We start from the raw sequence: 21,741 nt of genomic DNA on the forward strand, positions 1-21,741 counted from the left end.
GGGTTCCGGCCGCCAAACGGTGACGGGGCCGAACGGGTGATGGGGGCGGGCCACCAGCTGCCGTGGAGCGGCCAGGTTCCTAGCTCCCGTCCAGGTGCCGGTGCAGGACGGCCGCCGCATGCGCGGACAGTTCCTCCCGCGGTGCGCACCAGTCCACCCAGCGGTGCAGGAAGGCGGTCACCTCGCCCGGGTCAACCGGCTCCAGTCCCCCTTCGGCCAGCACGGTTTCGCTGATCAGATCCAGCTTGACCGGGCTCACCCGGGTGAGGCGTCCGCCGTCGTAGTCCCAGCCGTAGCCGAGAACCAGGTTCAGCATGGCGCGTTCGGCGGGCGAATCGCGCCCGGTCTCCCGCACATAGCGGGCGGCCGTCTCCTCGATTTCCTCCTGGCGGAGCGCCTCGAGTTCTTCTTCCCGGACAGGCCCTGGTTCACCGCCGCCGGACGGCAGCGCGCCGGCGGCGGGCGCGTCGGCGGCGGGCGCGTCGGCGGCCTCGGCCCCGGTGCCCGCCACAGTTGTCCCCGCCACTGCCCCTGCCCCCGCCTCGGCGTCGTCGAGCTCGGCATAGTCCTCGTCGGAGAGCCAGTCTTCGCTCTCGTCCTCGGTGTCGTCCGCGAGCTCGATGATCGTCCGCAGCCACGCCTGGGCCACCCAGCGGCGCGCACCGAAGTCCTCGTCCACCATGTGCTCCGGCAGGTCCGTCGAGGCATCCAGTCCTTCCCAGGCGTCCAGCGCGGCGCCGGTCAGGTCTGCGTCCGCGTCGAGCACCAGCCCGGCTTCCTGGGCGTCCGCGTTCAGCTCTTTGAGCGCGGCGGCCGGATCGTCCACGAGCCCGGTTTCCATCACCGTGCCGCCGAAGATGTTGCCGTCCAGCAGTGCCAGCAGCCCCACCTTCTCGGTGCCGGTGGTGAATTCGAAGAGCATGTTGGCTTCGTCGCCGAAGACGTCCGCATAACGGTGCAGGGCCGTCACGGCCACCGGATGCTTGGCCCATTCCGGCTCGGTGAACCCGTCGGCCACCAGCCGGTCGGCCAGGGTTTCGGCGTCACGGCGCATGTCCGGACGATCGATCAGGAAGGCCAGCGCGCGCAGCATCGGCACGGTCCCGGGGCCGGTTCGGTCCTCGGCCAAATCCAGCCAGCCGTAAAACAACTCATGACGGCGCTGCTGGCCGGATGCGTCGGCCGTGTCCCACAGGTCCAGCAGGTAACCGGCCAGGGAATGGGCGTCGATGGGGCTGGGCGAGTCCAGTGTGTCGGCGAACGGCCGTTCCAACTCGCGGTAGAGCTCCAGCAGTGGGTCGCCGGCCGGCCCGCCCTGCCGGCCACCGAACCGGCTGTTCTTCAGCTTTTTCGGCTTGCGCTTGCGGCTCACAGGGCTCATGGCACGAGTGTGCCATGACCGCCGCCGCGAAGGTACCACCGGGCGGGCCCGCGGCCGCGGCGCGTATCGACTCACAGGCCGCGCATTCCGCAGAGGACCCGTGCGGAACGTCCGCCCCGGATGTAAGACTGGCCGCATGCCGTTTTACCAGGACCCCTCCGCCACCGAACCGCTGACGGCCATTCCCCTGGTCCAGCGCACCAAGAGATGCTTCCAGCTCGCGGCGCCGATTTTCTACCGGGCGGAAACAACCTCCCCCGTGGTCCGGATCGAGGCGCACGATCTCTCCGCCGGGCTCGAGCACAATTCCACCGACCTGGCGTCGGTGCCCACCTGGATGTGGGGACTCATCGCCAGCTACGGACGGCAGACCGCTCCGGCCCTGTTGCACGACCAGCGCACGACGATGTGTTCCAGCATGCCGGGCGAGCAGGGGCTGCAACTGCGCCGCATCTACGACGAGGAATTCCGCCGCGCACTGCTGGACACCGGGGTGGCGGCCTTGCGTGCCCGGCTGATGTGGGCGGTCGTGACGGTCCAAGCTTACCTTCAGTATGCCGGTGCCCGCGGCCGGCTGCTGGGGGCGTCCGTCGGGGCAGGTGCCGTCGGGCTGCTGGCCGGCGCCGTGCTCGCGGCAACCGGCGCCGGTCTGGTGCCCCTGGCCGCGGCTGTCCTCCTGACCGGCGCCCTCTGTTTGGCTTGGAGCCGCGACTGGGCGGTGGTCGCCGTCCTGGCTCCGGCGTTCGCGTTGTTCTCGCCCGTGCTGGCCGCAGCTGCCGCCGGGGCCCTGCTGCTCTGGGTCTGCGAAACGGCGTGGTGGGCAGCGGGCAAACCCTTCGCAAAGCGCCCCGATCCGCCACCCGTCGTCGGACCCTTGGCCCGGACAACTCAACCGTAAGCCCCGGCGGTATTTCCGGGCTCCCGGGCGCGCTCCCTGGGCCGGCTTCCCTGCCCGGAACCGGTGCCGGCCAGCCCCCCGAAAGCGCCGGTTTGGTTTGATTGGCAAAACCAAACGGAAAGGGCTAAACTTGAGGCATGCCCGCCAGCTCCCGCAAACAGCCCGATCCGGGCGTCATGATCCGTGACGCCGTGGCTCAAGTGGTGCGCTGGGCATCCCATGCGGAGACGCGAAAACAGTTGTTCGACCCGCGCGAGGTTGGCCTGACGCCCACCGACGTGGCCTTGCTCGAGTACATCGACGACAACGGCCCCGTCCGGGTCTCGGAACTGGCCTCGCAGCAGGGCGTGGACAAATCCACCATGACCCCGCAAGTCCGCCGCCTGGAGGACAAAGGGCTGGTGGACAAACAGTCCGATCCGGACGACGGCCGGGCCACCCTGGTGACGGCGTCCACGGCCGGACGGCGGATGCACCGGAACATCGGCAAGGCCGGCGCGGCCGTCGTCGATGAAATCCTGGCGGATTGGTCCGACGAAGACCGCGAAGCTTTTGCCCAATTCTTTACCCGCTTCGCCGAGCAACTGCTGCGCGGTGAAGCGTCCACCCGAAGCGACTCAGAAAGGAACACGACCGGCGATGTCATCGAAGGCTCTTGAGCAAGGTGGCAAACACGATCTGCATACGCTTTCTACACGGTTGACCGCAACCCGGCAGCTGCTGACCCAGAAAGTACGTACCGCCGGTTTGCTGTTCCCGCTGCTGACCCTGGCCGGTACGGCCGTGTTCTGGTCCATCGTCTGGCTGCTGGACACCGCCCCCGTCCACGCCCTCTCCCCCGTCAACGCGTTGCTGCGGATCTACGGCACCGGGATCGCCGTGATCGCCACGATGGTCATCGTCGGCGCCTCCGTCTGGCTGATCGTCAAGCGGTTGGGCTACGCCGACAGGTTCACCGAGGTTCTGTTCGAGCATGCCGACGACATCGGGCCGGTTCCGGCCGCGTCCGGCAGCCTGGCACGGAGCGCCACTGGGCCGGCGGCCGGCAGCGCCATGTCCCCGGCGGCCGGCAGCGCCTTCGCTGCGCTGCCGTCCGCGGCTCCCCGACTGCAGCTTGAGGCCGCACGCACGGACGCCGATGCGCGGCCGGTCTACGCACTCGCTGCCCCCACGGCGCAAGCCGCAGCCATGCCCGGCGCCCCGGCTGCGGCGGCACCGGGCGGGGAAAAGCCTGCCGTCGCCGAAAACCGGGCGGCAGACCCAGCGACGGGATCGGCCTGCACCGCCCCGCCGCTGGCCAAGGGCAACCCGCTCAAGAAGGGCAAAGGCCGCCGGAAGTAGCGGCCCCACCATCCAATGGCCGGCGTCAGCGAACGGGCGCCGGCCATTATTCTTGCCACACGCCGCCCGCTGCCCGGGCGGAGCTTCGCGGTTGCCGGTCAGCCCCGGGACGGATCCAGCTGGGCGGCGGCCGCCGCCTGGAGGTCCGGGTCGCCGGTGGCCATGGCATACAAGCCGTAGTTGATCGGACCGGCCGAAACCAGTTCGGCACAATGCTCGGCCAGCCGCTGCGGCACCCGGCCGCCCGCTTCCCGGAAGGTCCGCACGGTCAATTCGAAGGCCTCGGGGGTGGACATCATGTAGTGCAGGCTGAAGTCCAGGGCCGGATCCCCCACCCTGGCGCCCGTCCAGTCCAGCACCGACCGGATCTCGGCGTTCTCGTCCAGCAGCAGGTGGGCCGGGTACAGCTCACCGTGGCTGAAAACGGTGAAGTCCGGCCAATAGCTGTCGTCGCCCAGCCAGGCGTCCCACCGTCGCAGCAGGTCCGGCGCCACCCGGAACTCCGATCTCACCTTGTCCAGGTTGGTTCGCATCTCTTGACGGACCTCGGCAGCCGTCAAAGCCGGGATGCCGGCCTGCCGCGCCTCGTCCGCGCTGATGCGCTGCAGCTGGGCGATCAGCCGTCCCAACGACGCGCAGTAGGCGGGAGACTCGCGGTCGAAGTGCCAGACGGGCTCCCCGTCCTCGAGCGTCAGGCCCGGCTCGCCCGGCAGTTCGGGGTAGGCGACCAGGCCACGGTTCCGGATGCGCCAGTCCGGCACCGCGGCGGAAATCCTGTTCTTGACCAGGTTCAGGATACTGGCCTCGTCGGACATCTTCGATGCGACGTCAGGCCGCCGCGGGATCCTGAGCACCCACCTCTTGCCGTCATGGGCGGTGGCATAGGCCACCAGGTAGTCCAGCCCTGCTTCGTTGAACCGGATGGAGCGTGGATCGATGGCCAGCCCGTTTTGTGCGGCGAGGTCGGCGACGGAGTCCGGCGTGTAGTCGTGCGCTGCGCTCATGGGTACCTCCGGTCGGCTGTGTGCCACTGTAGCCACAAGCCCGCGCGGAGGCCATGCCTGCCCGCCACGGCGCCTGCCCGGCCCTTAACGCCCCCGCCGTACCGCCGCCATCACTGCGGCAAGCACGACGGCGGTGCCCCGCCCCGCGTGGGGAGGCACCGCCGTCGACGGTTCCCGGAGGACGGCCGTCCTCTTCGGTCAGCCGCGGTCCGCCACGTCGTCGGCTGCCACTCCCTGGCGCAGGGTGGCGCCGCGGAAGAACTCCGGGTTGCGCCGGTACATGAGCACCATCAGCACCGCCCCGAGCAGGATCACGCCGCAGCCGAGCACAAATACCAGGCCCAGGCCGCCGATCGAAGAACCGGAACCGTAGGCAGGATCCATCGAGTCCACGGCCGTCTGCACGAACATCACCAGCAGGATGACCCCTCCCAGCAGCGGCGCCAGGAACTTGAGCCCGAAGCCGCGTAGCGAGGCGAAGGCATCGGCTCGGAAGTACCAGACGCACGCCAGGGCGGTGACGCCGTAGTAGAAGCAGATCATCATGCCCAGCGCGGTGATGGTGTCCCACAGCGCGTTCTCGGACATGATCCGGGTGACGGTGTAAAAGCCGCCGGCCGCCACCGCGGCCGCGACGGTGGCGTAGCTGGGCGACTTGAACCTCGGGCTGATCGTGGCGTAACCGGCCGGCAGCGCCCGGTAGTGGCCCATGGCGAGCATGGTCCGGGCGGGCGAGACGAAGGTGGACTGCAGCGACGCGGCCGAACTGCTCAGCACGGCCAGGGACATCAGGATGGCGAACGGTCCCATCACCGGACCGGCGAGCGTGGCGAAGATGCTCTCCTGGTTCTCCGGGTTGCCGGCGCCCAGGCCCTCGGTGCCCACGCCGGCGTAGGCCAGCACGGCCAGTGCCACGGTCATGTAGATCACGACGATGACCATAATGGTTGCCGCGGCGGCACGGCCTGGCGTCTTCTCCGGGTCCTTCGTCTCCTCGTTCATGGTGAGCGTGACGTCCCAGCCCCAGAAGATGAAGATGGACAGCGAGATGCCGGCGGCGAAGGCCGAGAAGGATTCGACGCCGAACGGGTTGAACCAGTCGGCCGAGATCTCCAGCGCGTCGAACGCCGTCCCTCCCGCCACGTGGCCGAAGGCGGCCACGGCGAACCACACGAGCACCACCACCTGGAACGCCACCAGCACGTACTGGAAGGTCTTGGTGGTTTCCATGCCCCGGTACGAGATCCAGCAGGCCAGACCGATGAAGATCCAGGTGGTGGCGATGTTCAGCGGCAGGTTGTTGGTCAGGTCGGCGAGCGCTGCGTTGCCGGTGAGCTGGGCGAGCATCAGGTAGAAGAAGTCGACCGCCACCGCTGCCAGGTTGGAGAGCACGATCACCGTTGCGGCGATCAAGCCCCAGCCGCCCATCCAGCCCACCCAGGGACCGAAGGCACGGGTGGCCCAGGTGAAGGACGTGCCGGAATCCGGCATGGCGTTGTTCAGTTCCCGGTAGCCGAGGGCCACCAGCAGCATCGGGATGAAGCCCACCAGGAAAATCGCCGGCAGGTGCACGCCGACCTCGGCGATGGTGGGGCCGAGCGCCCCGGTCAGCGTGTACGCCGGGGCAATGCAGGAGACGCCGATGACGACGGCGCCGAGCAGGCCGACCGAACCGGATTTCAGGCCCTTCCGGCTCAGTCCGCCCGCGGTACGCCCGGGCTTGGTGATGGTAGTGGTCATGGTTATGCCTCCTTGCGGCCGGCGCCGTCGGAATCTTCAGGCCCCGTGGGCTCGCCGGGATCTTCGGTAAGTTGTGGGGCGCCCAGGTAGCCGCGCGGGACAACCACCATGGGCACCGGCAGCGCGCGCAGCACCTTGCTGGCCGTCGCCCCGAGGAACATGCGGTTGTGCGGCGCCAGCCGGCTGGAGCCGATCAACATCACTTCGCCGTCGTCCCACTCCAGCGCGTCGATGGCGTCTTCGATCGAGCGGCCCTCGGCGACGCCGGCGGTCACCCGGCCGGGCAGCACCACTTCTGCCTCTGCCAGCCGTTCCTTCACGTGGGTCTCGGCGCGGGATACCGCGTCCGCGTCGGAGGAATCCAGCGGCACCAGCGAGAGCAGTCGCAGGTCCAGGCCCCGCTGGTGGCCGGCGTTCAAGGCGACCTGCATGACCTCGTCCGCCCCGGCCCGGTTGCCGATGCCCACCGTGATCCGCGAGACGGAGTCGGTGCGCCGGTAGCCGCGCGGCGCCAATGCCACTGGGACCGTGGACGCGTGGAGCAGTCCGCTGGCGACGGTGCCGACGCTGAAGCGGCGGAAAACACTGTTGCGCCCGGCACCGATCACGATCAGCGCCGCGCCGAATTCCTCGGCGGCGGCAATCAGGCCCTCGGCGTTGGAGTCGGCCGGGCGAACATGGGCGCGGGCCGGAACGTCGTCGGGCACCAGGTCCAGTCCCTCGGCCAGCCACTTCCGGATCTGGTCGGAGAGGATCCCGCCGAAGCCCGATTCGGGCCGCGGATAGGCGCCCGAGTAGGGCGAGGATTCGGGCAGCACCATGACCAGGTCGAGGCTGCCGCCCTGCCGGCGGGCCAGCGCCGTCGCGAGGTTGACCGCCTCGCGTCCGCTGTCCGTGGCGGTGTAGGCAACAACATAACGCCGCATGCCTAGCCCTCCCGGCCGGCAGCAGGGACGAGCTCACCGGCGTCGGCCGTGTGTGCCGCGAGGATGCGGGCGGCGGTCGCGCGGCCCATCCGCACTGCGCCGTCCACGTGCTGGTAGCCGGCGCCGGCCAGATCGGAACAGGACCAATAGATCGGTCCGACGGGGGTCGACTGGTCCTTGCCGTAGCGGGACAGGCCGCCCAGATCGTAACTGGAGGCGTAGGCGCCGCGGGTCCATTCTTCGGATCCCCAGTCCGACTCGTAGTACACCACCGGGGCCAGCGCGGCCGGGCCCAGGTAGTCGGCGATTGCGGAGAGGATCGCGGCCTTGCGCTCCCCCGCGCTGAGTTCGAACATCGCGTCTGCCTTCTCATCGCTCACGAAGCCGACCAGGGTGCCGCGCGAGTCGCCGTGGTTGGTGTTGTCGTACACCTCCTGGACCACCGAGTTGGCGCCGAAGCACGTTCCCGAGAGGCCGTCGGCCCGCCAGAACGGCGTTTCGTAGACGGCGTGGACCTTGATCACCAGGCCCAGGGACTGGTGCTGGTGCATCTGGTGCTGCCGGCGCGGCAGTGGCGGGTCGTAGGAGACACGCGAATACAGGTTCGGCGGCACGGCCATCACGGCGTAGCGGGCCTCCACGGTGACACCGTCCGCGGTGGCGGTCACGCCGTCGTCGTTCCAGCGCAGCGCGCGCACGGGTGCGTTGAGCACGACGTCGTCGCCCAGTTCGGCGGCCAGGCGCACGGAGACCTCCTGCATGCCGCCCACCACGCGCTTGTCCAGGATGAATTCGTCGTCGACCAGGTTGCTGAACGAGCCGGCGGACGCGGCCATCAGCACCGCCTGCAGCACCGAGAACGAGTGCGCCGGCTTGGTCAGCATGCCGCCGGCCACGAACAGGCCGATGTTGTTGCAGGCTTCCTCGTCCGCGGACTGCTGGCGCAGCCACTGGTCGAAGGAGATGGTGTCCAACTCGCGGGCCTTGGGGTGGGCCCACGGTTCGTCGGCGCCGACCTCGCCGGCCAGGGCGTCCAGCAGCCCGATCAGCCGGTTCATCTCGGACTCCGTGGAGGCGCTGACCGGGAACATGGCGCCGGTGTAGCGCTTGGCTTCGCCCGTGGGGTCCAGGTAGATGCTCTCGCCGTCGCGGTAGCGGCTGTAAGTCTCGAGCCCCAGCTCGTCGAGCAGCTCCAGCAGGGCCGTCTGGTCCGGTGAGACCCACTGTCCGCCGATTTCGAGCATGGCTCCGTCCACCACGTCGGTCCAGGTGCGGCCGCCCACGCGGTCACGCGCCTCCAACACGGCCACGGACATGCCCGCCCGTTTCAGGTCCCGGGCCGCGGTCAGCCCGGAGGGCCCGGCGCCGATGACTACTACGTCCCGCTTCAACTTGCTCACTGTGTTCAACTCCCATTCGTGCCGTGGCGGTCCGGCCGCTTGGTGCCTGGCCCCGCCCGCTAAATGAACGACATTCATTTAGCGTCAACACTGTAACCCGTGCCACAGCGTTTTGAAAACCGGTGCCTCCACGGACGTTCGGAAAGCGTTGCGTAGGATGGCCCTACAGGCCGCACCGCCGCGGCCCGCACGGCCGAGGGAAGAGGGAGCCCGTGGTAACAGCACGCCCAGCCGGCGAGGACGCCTCCGTCCGGAACGGGAACCGCCCCGCCGGACGCCCCGTGCAGAAACTGCTGTCCAAGGAACTGATGACGACGGCGGCGCTCGGCCTGATCGAATCGCGCGGCTACGAGGGGCTCACCATGTCGGCCCTGGCGCGCACCCTCGGGGTGGCACCCTCCGCGCTCTACAACCACGTGGCGTCGAAGCACGACGTGCTGCTGCTTCTTCAGGACCACGTGATGGCCGGCGTGGACGTGAGCGTGTTTTCCGACCTGGAGTGGGCGGACGCGGTGCGCCGCTGGGCGTGGTCCTACCGCGACGCCTTCACCCACCACGCCCCGCTGATTCCCGTGATCGCGGTGCTGCCCGTCACCGGCGCACCGCACACCCTGGCCATGTACGAGGCCGTCACCGCCGGCTTCTTGAAGGCCGGCTGGCCGGAGCCGCAGGTCGTGCCGGCGATCGTGGCTTTGGAGTCCTTCATTTTCGGGTCGGCCTTCGACGTGACCGCGCCGGCGGACATCTTCGAATCGGGCGAGCTCGCCGCGGCCAACCCGGCCTTCACCTCCGCCGTGCGCTCGCAGGATGCGGGACCCACTGGTTCGGCTGCGGACGCGGCCTTCCGGCTGGGCCTCGAGGCGCTGATCGCCGGCCTGGAGATGCAGCTCGAGGCCGCCCGCTCCGCCTGACCCCGGCACGCCCGCTGCAGCCCCTGCCCCATCTCGCCCCACCCCCTACCCCGCCCCACGATCGAGAAGTCAGATAACGCCCCTTTCAGGCCCGAAAAGGGCGTCGTCCGAATAGTCGATGATGTGTGGGGAGATTTGGCCTGCGGGAGCCGGCAGGGGGACGGCGGCGGCTGGGTGGTCCTTTCGACGAGCGGAAGCGGGTCTTCCGAGCGGGTGGAAGGGGGTCTTATGTTCCCGCCTTTTCCGCAGGAAAAACCATTAAAACGCAGCGAAAGTGCACCGTTTACCCATGCAGGGAAGCATTCCCCGGCAGGTGTCGCAGGATAGGCAAAAGCCGGCCGTTTGGGGGCTTTCGGCTTGCTAATTTTCTTGAAGAGCTGGCGAGGTGCCAGCCGGCCGCTGGCCAGAATGCCAGCGATTCAATCGCACAGGAGTTCTCATGCTTTCCATCATCGCCACCCTCCAGACCCTCGGTTTCACCGTGAAGAACCGCCTCCAGCGCGAGGAGACCGGCGCCACCGCCGTCGAATACGCCCTCATGGTGGGCCTGATCGCCGTCGTTCTCATCGCCGGCCTGACTATCTTCGGCCCGCAGTTGCGTGACTTCTTCGGCGGGCTGGGCGGCAAGCTCAACCTCGACGGCAGCAAGACCGGCACCATCGGCGGCTAACCAATCCGGCTCCTAGTTCATCCCGGATTGGACAAATCCACCTCCTGGGTGGCTGGGACGGCGGCACCGTTCGCTCCCGTCCCAGCCACCGAACCGTGAAAGAGCAACACATGAAGCGCATGACATCGGAACGCGGAGCGGCAGCCGTCGAGTTCGCCCTGGTCTTGCCCGTTCTGTTGTTGCTGCTGCTGGGGATCGTCGAGTTCGGACGCGTCTACAACGCCCAGATGCAGCTCACCGCAGCTGCACGGGACGGCGCGCGCGTCATGACCATCAACAGCACGGCGTCCAGCGCGGCGGAATCGCGGGCGGCAGTGATCGCCTCGGCTCCTGCACTAAACCCGCGGATTGCACCGGAGCAGGTCACCGTCGCCGTTTCCCCCAGCGCCACCGGTGTCTGTGCTCCGGGATCGGTCGCCACCGTGACCGTGGCCTACCCCATGGCTTTTCTCTCCGGCCTCTTCGGGGCCAGCATCACCTTGACCGGCAAAGGAGTCATGCAGTGCAGCGTCTGAGCGACGAACGCGGCGCCACGGCCGTCACCACCGCCCTTTTCATGGTGGTCCTGCTCGGCATGGCCGCCGTCGTCGTGGACATCGGGGCCCTGTACTTCGAGCGCGCCCAGTTGAAGAACGGCGCCGACGCCGGCGCGCTGGCCGTCGCCCAGAACTGCGCGGCAGGCCACTGCGACGCGGACTTCACGGCCCTCGCCACATCGCTCGCCAGCCAGAACGCGAACGACGGCCTGGCCAACGCCAGCGTCCAACTAGACCCCGCCGCCGCCACCGCCACGGTCACCACCACCACGCGGTCTTCCGACGGCCACTTCCTGGCCCAACACTTCGCGCCCATCCTCGGCCTGGGCGACTCCGCCTCCATCACCACCGAATCCCGGGCCCGCTGGGGAGCCCCCGTCGCCGGAACATCCGTCCTCCCCATCGCCATTTCCTACTGCCAGTTCCTGGGCATGCTCGACGGCGGCCTGCAGCGGGTGGAATTCAACCCGAACGGGCTGAACAACACGGCTGGATGTTCCAGCTCAACGGTGCCGGGCAGCACCGGCGCGGCCTATACGATCCCGGGCGGCTTCGGCTGGCTGAAGCAGGATCCGGCCCGCCCGTGCCAGGCCAAGATCAACCTCGGCGCGACCGGCCTTCCGGGCTTCCCCGTCGATCCTGAAGTGGCCAGCGATACGGGTAACGACGTGCCGTCCTCCTGCAAGCAGACCAACATGCTGCAGCAGATTGCCGGCACCACCGTCCTGTTGCCGTTGTATGACAAGGTCGGCGGCCAGGGGACGAGTGGCTGGTACCACATCATCGGGTTCGCGGCCTTCAAGGTCGTCGGCTGGAATTTCAGCAGCACGTCCCATAACAACCTCAGCCCGGCCTCGGTGCAGTGCACCGGCAGCTGCCGGGCACTGATCGGCGAGTTCGAAACGTTCGTGACGCTCGACGCCGGCGAACAAGACTTCATCTTCGGCGGCGCCAACAACACCTTCGGCGCCTCCCTCGTCACGCTTGTCCATTAGGAGCACCGTCGGTGAAAAAGAGAATTGTCGGGGCCATAGCGGCCCTGCTGATGGCCGTCGTCGGAACCATGATGGTCCTCGCCTACATCGGCAGCGCCGACCAGCGTGCCTTGGCAGGCACCGAAACGATGGAGGTCCTGGTGGTCGCCGAGAATGTGCCGGCTGGCACGCCCGGCGAAGAGCTCGGCGCGTATGTTGCGGCTGAGCTCGTTCCGGCCAAGGCCGCGGCGGCCGGGGCGGTAACGGACGTGCAGAAGCTCACCGGACAGGTCGCCACCGTCGACCTGCTCGCCGGCGAACAGTTGCTGGCCGCCCGCTTTGCCCCGCCCTCGGACCTGCAGGAAGCGGGAACCGTCGCCGTCCCGAAAGGCATGCAAGAACTCTCCATCTCCCTGGATCCGGCTCGCGTGGTTGGCGGGCAGTTAAAGGCCGGAGACACCGTGGGCGTCTTCGTCTCGATGGAAGCCGGCCCCGGCGACACTAAGGCCGTCACGCACCTAACCCTGCATAAGGTCCTGGTCACCCGGGTGCAGGGCGTGGCGGTCGCCGCCGATTCCGGCGATGCCACCGTCCCCGCCAACAACGTCCTGGTCACCCTAGCCGTGGTGGCACCGGACGCCGAAAAGATCGTGTACGCGCAGGAGTTCGCCCGCACCTGGCTCTCCAAGGAACCGGCCGACGCCAGCGACAAGGGAACGCGCCTGGTGGACAAGGACGAGGTCTACAAATGAGCCGCTACGTACTGGTGGGCACCAACGCCGACTTCGAACAACGCTTCGCCGCCGCCGCGGTAGGTTCCCTGGCCGGCCATACCCAGCTGTGGAACGGGACTGGACTTCCCAGCGAACCCAACGATGTCTTCGCCGTGCTGTCCAACCCGCAACTCGTTGACGCCGTGGTGCTCGGCCCCGGGCTGGCCCCCGGGCAGGCGTTGGACCTGGCGGCGGAGTTCGAATCGCAACGGCCCGAGATTTCGGTGCTGCTGGTCGCGGCGCCGAGCCCCGACGTCGTGCTGGCCGCCATGCGCGCCGGCATCCGCGACGTCGTGGCTCCCGGCGCCGATGTCCGCGATATGGCCGCACTGCTGCACCGCGCGGTACGCAGCGCCAGCCACCGGCGGCACAGCGTTCCCTCGTCCGATGGCCAGTCCGCCCACGGCCGCGTCGTCGCCGTCGTCTCCCCCAAGGGCGGCGCCGGGAAGACCACGGTGGCGACCAACCTCGCCGTCGGGCTGGCTGCCGCCCCGGAGCAGCAGACCGTCATCGTCGACCTGGACCTGCAGTTCGGCGACGTGGCCAGCGCGCTCTGCCTGGAGCCGGAACATTCCCTGGTCGACGCCGTGCAGCCGCACGCACAGAAGGACAGCATTGTGCTCAAGTCTTTCCTGGCCCGGCACCCCAGCGGGCTGTATGCGTTGTGCGCGCCGCCGTCGCCGGCCGATGCCGACCAGGTCACCGGCGAGCAGGTATCGCTGCTGCTGGACCAGTTGGCCGCGCAGTACGCGCACGTCATCATCGATACGTCCCCGGGGCTGTCGGAGCACACGCTGGCCGCACTGGATCGCGCCACGGACTATATCTTCGTGGGCGGCATGGACGTTCCCAGCATCCGCGGACTCCGAAAGGAGCTAGAAATCCTGCGCGAGCTGGGCATGGAACCGCTCACCCGCCACATCGTGTTGAACGGGGCGGATCCGCGCGACGGTCTCACCCGCCGCGACGCGGAGACCACCCTCGGGTGCAAAGTCGACGACGTCATCCCGGACACCCGCGCGGTCCGGATTTCCACCAACCAAGGCGTGCCGGTGCTCGAAAGCGCCCCGCGCGATCCTGCGGCCCGCGCCTTGCACAAGGTGGTGGACCGCTTTGCCCCCGCCCCGGCCGGCCTGCTCAAGCGCCGCGGTCGTCACCGAAGAGGATAGCCATGAACCTTGCCCAACGGCTTCAGGCAGTGCACGGCACCGCCCCGACAGCTCCCCCCGCCCGTGGCCATGCCGCCGCGCCTGCTGCAACCGCCACCACCGCGCCGGCACCGGCTGCTTCCGCATCCGCTGCTCCGGCGACGACGACGACGGCGACTGCGACTGCGACTGCGACTGCGGCGACGCCGGTGACTGCCTCGTCCACCGTGGCCGCGGCGCAGCCTGCCGCTGCCGGCCGCACGGCTCCCCCCGCCGCCCCTCCCCCGGCGCAGGATGCCCTGTTCAAGATGAAGGAACGTGCGAGCGCGGTCCTCTTCGAACGCATGGGATCACGCCTGCTGGATGCTTCCCTGGACGAGGACAAGCTGCATCTCGTGGTGCAGCAGGAGCTTGCCAAGGTGGTGGAGGAAGAAGAGAATTCGCTCAGCCACCTGGAGCGCCAGCGCCTGATCCGTGAGGTCAGCGACGACGTGCTCGGCTACGGTCCGCTGCAGCCGCTGCTGGAGGATCCGGACGTCTCCGAAATCATGGTGAACGGACCCGACATGATCTACGTGGAGCACAAGGGCAAGCTCTCGCGCAGTTCGGCCCGCTTCCTGTCCGAGGACCAGCTGCGCCGGGTCATTGAACGCATCGTGTCCAGGGTCGGCCGCCGGATCGACGAATCGTCGCCGCTCGTTGACGCACGTTTGGCCGACGGCTCGCGTGTGAATGCGGTCATCCCGCCGCTGGCGGTCGACGGGTCTTCCCTGACCATCCGGAAGTTCGCCGCCGACCCTTTCCAGGTCCAGGACCTTATTGGTTTCGGCACGCTCTCCCCGGAGATGGCCGCGTTGTTGGACGCCTGCGTCCGGTCACGGCTGAACATCATCGTCTCCGGCGGCACCGGCACCGGAAAGACCACGCTGCTCAACGTGCTCTCCTCCTTCATTCCGGCCGGCGAACGCATCGTCACCATCGAAGACGCCGTGGAACTGCAGCTGCAGCAGGACCACGTGGTCCGGCTGGAAAGCCGCCCGAGCAACATCGAGGGCAAGGGCGCGATCACCATCCGCGACCTCGTCCGCAACTCGCTGCGCATGCGCCCGGACCGGATCGTGGTGGGCGAGGTCCGCGGCGGAGAAACACTGGACATGCTCCAGGCCATGAACACCGGGCACGACGGATCGCTGTCCACGGTGCATTCGAACTCCCCCCGGGACGCCATCGCGCGCCTGGAGACCCTGGTGCTGATGGCCGGGATGGACCTGCCCCTGCGCGCGATCCGGGAACAGATCGCCTCCGCGGTGGACGTCATCGTTCAGTTGACCCGCCTGCGCGACGGTACCCGCCGGGTCACGCATGTGACCGAGGTACAGGGCATGGAAGGCGACATCGTGACGCTGCAGGACGCCTTCGTCTTCGACTACAGCGCCGGTGTGGATGCCAGCGGCAGGTTCCTGGGCAAACCCGTTCCAACCGGGGTTCGCCCCCGGTTCACCGACCGGTTCCGGGAACTGGGCATCGACCTGCCGGCCGACATCTTCGAGCCGGCCGCCGGCCCGTTGCGCCCCCAGGCGGCGACGCGATGACCCCGGCGGTCCTGGTTATAGGAATCCTGTTTTGCTACGGCTCGCTGGCCCTGCTGGTGTCGGCCGCCGTCGGCACGCGGTCCCTGCGGCTTTCGCCGTCCCGCCGTGGCGCACCCGAACAGGGCTCCCGGCTCAGTGACGTGGCCGCCCGCTCCACCGCTGCCATCGAACGGCTCCTGGCCCGCCGCCGGGAAGCCCCGGCGATGGCCGGCGCCCTCGAAGCCGCCGGGCTGAGGCTCACCCCCGCCGAACTGGTGGTCCTGGTTTTGTCCGGCGCCGCGGTCGGCGCGGCCCTCGGAATTATGCTCGCGGGACCCGCCGCCGGCCTGCTCCTGGCCGTTGCGGCCCCGGCCGTCGCCAAGGCGGTCCTGGTCTTCCGCGCCGGCCGGCGCCGGACGGCCTTCGCCGACCAGCTCGACGACACGCTCCAGCTGCTGGCCAGCGGACTGCGTGCCGGCCACAGCCTGCTGCGCGCCGTGGACGCGGTCTCCGCCGAATCGGCGGCACCGACGTCCGAAGAGCTGCGGCGGGTGGTCAACGAAACGCGGCTGGGCCGAGACCTCGGCGAATCGCTGCACGATACCGCCGACAGGATGGGCAGCGAAGACTTTCACTGGGTCGCCCAGGCCATCGACATCCACCGAGAGGTAGGTGGCAACCTGGCCGAAGTCCTGGACCAGGTGGGCCAGACGATCAGGGAACGCTCCCAGATCCGGGGCCAGGTCAAGGCGCTCAGCGCCGAAGGACGGATCTCCGCCTTGGTCCTGATGGTCCTGCCCTTTGGACTCAGCGCGTTCCTGTTCGTGTCCAGCCCCGGCTATCTGGACAGTTTCACCCAGAGCCCGCTCGGTTTCTCCCTGCTGTTCGTGGCCGGAGCCCTGCTCGTCGCGGGCGGGCTGTGGATGCGCAAAGTCGTCAGCTTCAAGTTCTAAAGTTCAGCACCGTAAGTAAAGGAGTCCGCCGATGCCGCTGACTGTCATGGTGGCTGCCGCAGCCCTGGTGCTGTCGCTCCCGCTGTTTGCCTGGTCCCTGCTGGGCGGCAAGCATCCCCAGCACGAGGCCATCCGGGCCAATTTGTCCCGTGGCCTGGCCGGGCCGCGCGCGGTGAAGCGCAAGCGCGGGCGCCGGTTCGAGGCGCTGGCCGGCCGGTTCACGCCGGCAACCTTTGCCCAGCGTCTGGAACGCCAGCTGGCGCTGGCCGGACGCCCCGAGGCCTGGCCGCTGAAGCGGCTCATGGCCGCCAAGATCGTGCTTGCCGTGGCAGGCATTGTGGTCGGGCTCCTGTACGTCGCAGCCGCATCCGCGGGGCCCAGCGTCCTGCTGGCCATCGTCATCGCCGTCGTCGCCTACTGCCTCCCCGATCTTCTGCTGCACAGCGCGGGCCAGAAACGCCAGGCAACGATTAGCGAGGAACTGCCGGACACGTTGGACCAAATGACCATCGCCGTGGAGGCCGGCCTGGGCTTTGACGCGGCGGTCGCCCGGGTAGGAGCGAACGGTTCCGGTCCGCTGGCCGCCGAACTGATCCGCGTCCTGCAGGACATGCAGGTGGGCCGCTCGCGCCGCGAGGCCTACGACTCGCTGGCCGGCAGGACCACCTCGAAGGACCTGCAGCAGTTCGTTCGCGCCGTCATCCAGGCGGACGCCTACGGCGTTTCCGTCTCCGGCGTGCTCCGCACGCAGGCGGCCGAAATGCGCGTCAAGCGGCGCCAGCGCGCCGAGGAAAAGGCCATGCAGATCCCGGTCAAGGTAGTCTTCCCCCTGATGTTCTGCATTCTTCCGGTGCTTTTTATCGCGCTGCTCGGCCCTGCGGCACTGAACATCATCGCCACCCTGGGCGGCTGACGAGGACCGGCAGGCACGTCGGCAACCTCAGCAATCCCGCAACATTAGCCAAAGAAACCGGAAAACCGGCAGACCCGCCCGACATCGGAAAGTAGTCTCGAACCATGCCCACCCCATCCACCCACTGTGCACCGACGGGGCTGGCCCCGGCCGGGACCCGCCGCGTGCGGCGGCTGCCATGATGGCCGCTGACCAGCACCACGTCCTGCCGCTGGTTGACCCAGCGGTAGTGGAAGACCTTGGCGACGGTTTGGCCGACCACGGCATCGCCCGCGGCTTGGTCCAGGACTTTTCCGAGGCATGGCCGGAACGGTTTAGCTGCCTGGAGACCGCGTTGGACAGCCAGGACCGGACCGATTCCCTGGACGCAGCCCTCAGCCTGAAGACCGCCTCGATGATGGTGGGTGCCAGCCGACTCGCCTGGCTGGCCGGCGAGGTGGAGGCTCATATTCGTGCGGCGGATTTCGCCGAGGCAACGGCCCTGCTTGGTCTCATCCAGCAGTGCGGTACGGCCACGGTCAGCGAAATGCAGGGCATGAGGGCCGAGCCAGAAGCACCCGCTACACCGAGCGCTCCGGAGCCAGCCGATAACCGATTCCCCGCACCGTAACGAGCCAGCGCGGGCGGTGCGGATCTTCCTTCAGTTTGCGCCGCAGATTGCCCACGTGGACTTCGATCGCCCGCTCGTCGGCTTCGCTGATGTAGGCGTCCTCCGGGTAATAGTCCCCGCGCACTACCTTGACCAGTTCGGCCTTCGAGCGGACCGCCCCCGAGCTGCGCAGCATCTCCTGGAGCACGTTGAACTCGCTCCTGGTGAGCCGCAATTCCTCGCCCTCGCGCGACGCCGTACGCCGATCGGAATCGAGGACGAGCCCATTGTGCTCGAGGATTCTGCTGTCGGCGGGCGGGGCCGCCGGCAGCGGCGGCGCGTTGGCCGGGATGGCTTCCAGCGGATGGGGGGTGCGGGGCCGGCGCATCATCGCATGGATCCTGGCCCGCAGCTCGCGGGGGCGGAAGGGTTTGGTCATATAGTCGTCTGCGCCAAGCTGCAACGCCGTGAGCGTGTCGAGTTCTTCGTTCCTGCTGGTGAGCATCACGATGTAGCAGTTGCTGAACTGGCGGATCCGCCGGAGCACTTCGAAGCCGTCGATGTCCGGCAGCGAGATGTCCAGGGTGACGACGGTGGTGATCCGTTGCCGCACGGCATGGATCCCTTCCCGCCCGCTCGCGGCCGCCTGCACGTCGAATCCTGATTGCAGGAGGACGGCGCTCACCAGATTGCGGATGTCCACGTCGTCTTCGATCACTACGGCCGCACCCGGGTCACTCATTTTGCATCTCCTCCCTGCACGGTCCGCGTCGGGCTGCCCGAAGGCCATACGGGCCTCTGCAGAAGCCCGGATCTCTGATACTCCTAGAGGTTAATCGATTCTTTCTACTGTGAGCCTATGTCGGGCAGTGATGTGATGAAAGGGTGACCAACGATCCACAGAGCCGAGGGACCTAAAGGAACAAGGGCTGTGGCCTGTGAGCGGGTCCGGTGACCGTGGTGTTACCGCTCCTGCTTGCCGCGCTGGGAGCCCTGGCCGGCTGGTGCGTCTTCCCGCTCGCCCACCGGGAGGTCCGCACGGTACTTCCTGCCGCGTGGCGCTGGCCGATGGCGACCGCGACGGGCATCCTCTGCGGCCTCCTGGCTCCGGCCCGGGGAGCCGCAGAGCTTCCCGCCTTCGGCCTTCTCGCCGTCCTGGGCGTGCTGCTGGCCGCGATCGACCTGCGGCACAAGTTGCTGCCGAATCGCGTGGTCCTTCCGTTCCTGGGGACGGCAGTGGCGCTGCTGCTCCTGCCTGCCTTGACGGGCTCCGCGTGGCAGCCGGTCATGGCCGGGCTGCTCGGCTCGCTGGCGATGTTTGCCGCCTACCTGCTGGCCGCTCTAATCAAGCCCGGCGGCATCGGCATGGGAGACGTGAAGCTTGCTGCCGTCGTGGGCCTGTATGCCGGCTACGACGGCGTAGCGGCCTGGGTGGCCGTGCTGCTGGGGGCGTTCCTGCTGAACGCCGCGGCCATCGTCCTGCTCATGCTGGCCCGCGTGCTGAAGCGGGATTCGGACATCCCGTTTGGCCCGTCCATGATCACCGCCACGCTCGTGGTCGCGCTGGCCGGCCCGTTGCCCGGATAGTCCCGGGCTTACAACATCCGGCGGGCAGCGTCCGCGGAGGTGACGGTGAACATTTCCGGTTGCCGGAAGCCGCGCGAAGCGAACGCCCGGAAGACCGCATCCCGCACCGCATCCACCTCGTCTGCCGGCACCAGGGCGACGGCTGAACCGCCGAATCCCCCGCCGGTCATGCGGGCGCCCAGGGCGCCGTTCGCCTGAGCGGTCTCTACGGCCAGGTCCAGCTCCGGACAGGAGATTTCGAAGTCATCGCGCATGGAAACGTGGCTGGCGTCCAGCAACCGGCCGACGGCCGCGGGCCCCTCGGAGCGCAGCAATTCCACGGTCTCCACCACGCGCGCGTTCTCGGTGACGATGTGCCGGGCGCGGCGGAAAGTCTCATCGTCGAGCAGCCGTTGAGCTTCCGGCAGCCGGTCGAGCGGTACGTCGCGCAGCAGCGGTACACCCAGGGCTTCCGCGGCCCGGTTGCAGGAGTCGCGGCGGCTGGCATAGTCGCCGGTGGCATGGGCGTGCGAAACCTTGGTATCCATGACCAGGCAGGCCAGGCCCGCAGCCTCGAGGTCCAGTGGCACCAGTTCCACGGCTTCGCTGCGGCAGTCCAGAAACACGGCGGACCCGGCCGCCCCGAACAGGGAGGCGTACTGGTCCATGATGCCGGTGGGCGCGCCGACCACCTCGTTCTCCGCGCGCCGCCCGGCGGCAGCCAGCCCGGCCCGATCCAGCCCCGCCCGGTCCGACCCCGCCGGCCCCAACCCGGCATCCGCCCGCCGCCCTCCCACCAGTTCGGCCAGGCCGAGGGCCACCGCGCATTCCAGCGCGGCGGACGAGGACAAGCCGGCGCCGACCGGAACGTCCGAGTCCACCAGCAGGTCGAAGCCGGGCAGGCGTACTCCCGCCTGCTCCAGGGCCCAGGCCACGCCCAGCGGGTACGCCGACCAGCCGGAAACGGCGCCGGGGCCGAGATCGTCCAGCCCGATCTCCACCGCCTCGGCGCCCGGCAGCGCCGAGGCCACCCGAACGGTGCGGTCGCCGCGCACGGCGAGCGCCGCCGTCGTGATCTTGTCGATGGCGAACGGCAGCACGAAGCCGCCGTTGTAGTCTGTGTGTTCGCCGATCAGGTTGGCCCGTCCCGGTCCCGCCCAGACCCCGTCCGGGCGGCGCCCGAATCGTGCGGCGAAGGCGTCGGCGGTGCGTGCGGCCAAAGCTTCGGCGGTCACGGGGCCTTCCCGCCGGCGCCCCCGCCGGCGGCCCGAGTCCCTTCGCCCGCCGCGTGTGTCCCGCCCGGGCCGCCGCTGCCGGCACCCGGTATGCGGCCAGGATCGGCCTCCCGAAGCGCGGCGGCCACCTGCTCCGGCAGGGTGTCGTTGATGAAGGCGCCCATCGCGGCCTCGGAGCCCGCCAGGTACTTCAGCTTGTCGGCGGCCCGTCGCGGCGAGGTCAGCTGCAGGTGCAGGTAGCCCGCTTCCCGCAGCGCCCGGGCGACCGGCGCCTGGTGCCAGGCGGCGATGTACGGGGTGGGGCTGTCGTAGAGCGCGTCGAACCGGCCCAGCAGCTGCGGGTACAGCACCGCCAGTTCGTCCCGCTCCGCGCCCGTGAGCCCGGCGAGGTCCGCGACCCGCCGGTGCGGCACCAGGTGCACCTCCAGCGGCCAGCGCGCGGCGAACGGCACGTAGGCGCTGAAGTGTTCGCCTTCGAGCACCATCCGGGAGCCGTCGGAGCGCTCACGGCCGAGCACCGCCCCGGTCAGCGTCTGCCGCCCGCCGGTGGCCTCGAAGTGTTTCCGGGCCGCCGCCGCCATGACTGCCCCGCGCGGGGGCAGGTAGGAGTAGGCGTAGATCTGACCGTGCGGATGGTGCAGCGTCACGCCGATCTGCGCGCCGCGGTTTTCGAAGCAGAAGACCTGGGCAATCCCGTTCGTCGCGCTGAGCGCCGCGGTCCGGTGCGCCCACGCGTCGATCACGGTGCGCACGCGGCGGGTGTCCAGCCCGGCGAACGAACCGGTGTGCGCCGAGGTGAAGGAGACCACCTCGCAGCGCCCGCCGGCGGTGTAGGCGCGGCCCCACTCCGGGTTCTCGGGCGTTGCCAGCAGGTCCGGCCCGAGCGACGGAAACCGGTTCTCGAACACGGCCACGTCATAGTCGGCCGCCGGGATTTCGGAGGCGTAGTCCGGCGTGCTCGGGCACAGCGGGCACGCGTCCGCCGGCGGCAGGTAGGTGCGGGTCTGCCGGTGCGCGGCCAGCGCCACCCACTCCCCCGTCAGCACGTCGTAGCGCAGCTCCCCCACCGGCGGCCGCTCCGGCAGGTCCCGGGTGTCCTGCGAATCCCGCGGAACCGGCCGCGCGCCGTCGTCGAAAAACAGCAACTCCCGGCCGTCCGCCAAACGGGTCGCGGTCACCGCGGTGACCGGGTCTCCTTCCGGAACAACGACG

22 protein-coding genes are annotated in these 21,741 nt (G+C 69.0%); 14 read left to right on the forward strand and 8 right to left on the reverse strand.

Annotated elements, in window-relative coordinates:
• Window positions 1–79: 79 nt before the first annotated feature.
• Entirely contained in the window at window positions 80–1,381 is a 1,302-nt protein-coding gene (locus AC5RTY_RS14510; RefSeq protein WP_494139757.1) for a hypothetical protein, read from the reverse strand.
• Between the two features lie 136 nt (window positions 1,382–1,517).
• Between AC5RTY_RS14510 and AC5RTY_RS14515 the strand changes: the two genes are divergently transcribed.
• From AC5RTY_RS14515 to AC5RTY_RS14525, 3 genes are all read left to right on the forward strand, one after another.
• Window positions 1,518–2,279: a DUF1353 domain-containing protein gene (locus AC5RTY_RS14515; RefSeq protein ID WP_494139758.1), complete on the forward strand. Its 762-nt coding sequence runs from the start codon at window positions 1,518–1,520 to the stop codon at window positions 2,277–2,279.
• Window positions 2,280–2,416: 137 nt separating this feature from the next.
• A complete protein-coding gene (locus AC5RTY_RS14520; protein WP_494001551.1) occupies window positions 2,417–2,938 on the forward strand; it encodes a MarR family winged helix-turn-helix transcriptional regulator in 522 nt (173 codons plus the stop codon).
• A gap of 40 nt (window positions 2,939–2,978) precedes the next feature.
• Window positions 2,979–3,620 carry a hypothetical protein gene (locus AC5RTY_RS14525; RefSeq protein ID WP_494139759.1) on the forward strand — a complete coding sequence of 214 codons (642 nt, stop codon included), beginning with the start codon at window positions 2,979–2,981 and terminating at the stop codon, window positions 3,618–3,620.
• Between the two features lie 98 nt (window positions 3,621–3,718).
• On the opposite strand, the gene AC5RTY_RS14530 is transcribed toward AC5RTY_RS14525, so the two are convergent.
• The 4 genes from AC5RTY_RS14530 to AC5RTY_RS14545 form a co-directional block, all read right to left on the reverse strand.
• A complete protein-coding gene (locus tag AC5RTY_RS14530; RefSeq protein ID WP_494139760.1) occupies window positions 3,719–4,624 on the reverse strand; it encodes a macrolide 2'-phosphotransferase in 906 nt (301 codons plus the stop codon).
• Window positions 4,625–4,822: 198 nt separating this feature from the next.
• On the reverse strand, window positions 4,823–6,364 hold the full coding sequence (locus AC5RTY_RS14535; protein WP_494001875.1) for an APC family permease: 1,542 nt from the start codon (window positions 6,362–6,364) through the stop codon (window positions 4,823–4,825).
• A gap of 2 nt (window positions 6,365–6,366) precedes the next feature.
• A complete protein-coding gene (locus AC5RTY_RS14540; RefSeq protein WP_494139761.1) occupies window positions 6,367–7,290 on the reverse strand; it encodes a universal stress protein in 924 nt (307 codons plus the stop codon).
• 2 nt (window positions 7,291–7,292) lie between these two features.
• Window positions 7,293–8,690 (reverse strand): flavin monoamine oxidase family protein, encoded by a 1,398-nt coding sequence (locus AC5RTY_RS14545; protein ID WP_494139762.1) that lies wholly within the window; start codon window positions 8,688–8,690, stop codon window positions 7,293–7,295.
• Between the two features lie 212 nt (window positions 8,691–8,902).
• Here AC5RTY_RS14545 and AC5RTY_RS14550 point away from each other — a divergent pair, with 212 nt between their 5' ends.
• From AC5RTY_RS14550 to AC5RTY_RS14595, 10 genes are all read left to right on the forward strand, one after another.
• The gene (locus AC5RTY_RS14550; protein WP_494139763.1) at window positions 8,903–9,601 is read left to right on the forward strand and encodes a TetR/AcrR family transcriptional regulator C-terminal domain-containing protein; all 699 of its coding nucleotides are present in this window, start codon (window positions 8,903–8,905) and stop codon (window positions 9,599–9,601) included.
• A 439-nt stretch (window positions 9,602–10,040) separates the two neighbouring features.
• On the forward strand, window positions 10,041–10,271 hold the full coding sequence (locus AC5RTY_RS14555; RefSeq protein ID WP_494139764.1) for a Flp family type IVb pilin: 231 nt from the start codon (window positions 10,041–10,043) through the stop codon (window positions 10,269–10,271).
• A 110-nt stretch (window positions 10,272–10,381) separates the two neighbouring features.
• Window positions 10,382–10,786 carry a TadE/TadG family type IV pilus assembly protein gene (locus AC5RTY_RS14560; protein ID WP_494109863.1) on the forward strand — a complete coding sequence of 135 codons (405 nt, stop codon included), beginning with the start codon at window positions 10,382–10,384 and terminating at the stop codon, window positions 10,784–10,786.
• Window positions 10,774–11,802 (forward strand): pilus assembly protein TadG-related protein, encoded by a 1,029-nt coding sequence (locus AC5RTY_RS14565; protein ID WP_494139765.1) that lies wholly within the window; start codon window positions 10,774–10,776, stop codon window positions 11,800–11,802. The genes AC5RTY_RS14560 and AC5RTY_RS14565 overlap by 13 nt, the downstream gene beginning before the upstream one ends.
• Window positions 11,803–11,813: 11 nt before the next feature.
• The gene (gene cpaB / locus AC5RTY_RS14570) at window positions 11,814–12,533 is read left to right on the forward strand and encodes a Flp pilus assembly protein CpaB (RefSeq protein ID WP_494139766.1); all 720 of its coding nucleotides are present in this window, start codon (window positions 11,814–11,816) and stop codon (window positions 12,531–12,533) included.
• Entirely contained in the window at window positions 12,530–13,723 is a 1,194-nt protein-coding gene (locus AC5RTY_RS14575; protein WP_494139767.1) for a CpaE/TadZ family protein, read from the forward strand. Before cpaB ends, AC5RTY_RS14575 begins: the two co-directional genes overlap by 4 nt.
• 2 nt (window positions 13,724–13,725) lie before the next feature.
• Window positions 13,726–15,294 carry a TadA family conjugal transfer-associated ATPase gene (locus AC5RTY_RS14580; protein ID WP_494139768.1) on the forward strand — a complete coding sequence of 523 codons (1,569 nt, stop codon included), beginning with the start codon at window positions 13,726–13,728 and terminating at the stop codon, window positions 15,292–15,294.
• The gene (locus tag AC5RTY_RS14585) at window positions 15,291–16,226 is read left to right on the forward strand and encodes a type II secretion system F family protein (RefSeq protein WP_494139769.1); all 936 of its coding nucleotides are present in this window, start codon (window positions 15,291–15,293) and stop codon (window positions 16,224–16,226) included. The genes AC5RTY_RS14580 and AC5RTY_RS14585 overlap by 4 nt, the downstream gene beginning before the upstream one ends.
• A gap of 31 nt (window positions 16,227–16,257) precedes the next feature.
• Complete coding sequence (locus AC5RTY_RS14590) at window positions 16,258–17,139, forward strand: type II secretion system F family protein (protein WP_494139770.1); 882 nt, start codon at window positions 16,258–16,260, stop codon at window positions 17,137–17,139.
• A 181-nt stretch (window positions 17,140–17,320) separates the two neighbouring features.
• A complete protein-coding gene (locus AC5RTY_RS14595; protein WP_494139771.1) occupies window positions 17,321–17,749 on the forward strand; it encodes an Hpt domain-containing protein in 429 nt (142 codons plus the stop codon).
• Here the strand turns inward: AC5RTY_RS14595 and AC5RTY_RS14600 are convergent.
• Window positions 17,700–18,470: a response regulator transcription factor gene (locus AC5RTY_RS14600; RefSeq protein WP_494139772.1), complete on the reverse strand. Its 771-nt coding sequence runs from the start codon at window positions 18,468–18,470 to the stop codon at window positions 17,700–17,702. The genes AC5RTY_RS14595 and AC5RTY_RS14600 overlap by 50 nt on opposite strands.
• 209 nt (window positions 18,471–18,679) lie before the next feature.
• On the opposite strand from AC5RTY_RS14600, the gene AC5RTY_RS14605 reads away from it, so the two are divergent.
• A complete protein-coding gene (locus tag AC5RTY_RS14605; RefSeq protein ID WP_494139773.1) occupies window positions 18,680–19,315 on the forward strand; it encodes a prepilin peptidase in 636 nt (211 codons plus the stop codon).
• Window positions 19,316–19,323: 8 nt separating this feature from the next.
• On the opposite strand, the gene galK is transcribed toward AC5RTY_RS14605, so the two are convergent.
• Window positions 19,324–20,529 carry a galactokinase gene (gene galK, locus AC5RTY_RS14610; protein ID WP_494139774.1) on the reverse strand — a complete coding sequence of 402 codons (1,206 nt, stop codon included), beginning with the start codon at window positions 20,527–20,529 and terminating at the stop codon, window positions 19,324–19,326.
• A complete protein-coding gene (gene galT / locus AC5RTY_RS14615; protein ID WP_494139885.1) occupies window positions 20,526–21,707 on the reverse strand; it encodes a galactose-1-phosphate uridylyltransferase in 1,182 nt (393 codons plus the stop codon). Before galT ends, galK begins: the two co-directional genes overlap by 4 nt.
• Window positions 21,708–21,741: the final 34 nt, after the last annotated feature.

This window comes from Arthrobacter sp. Y3224055 (assembly GCF_059090825.1).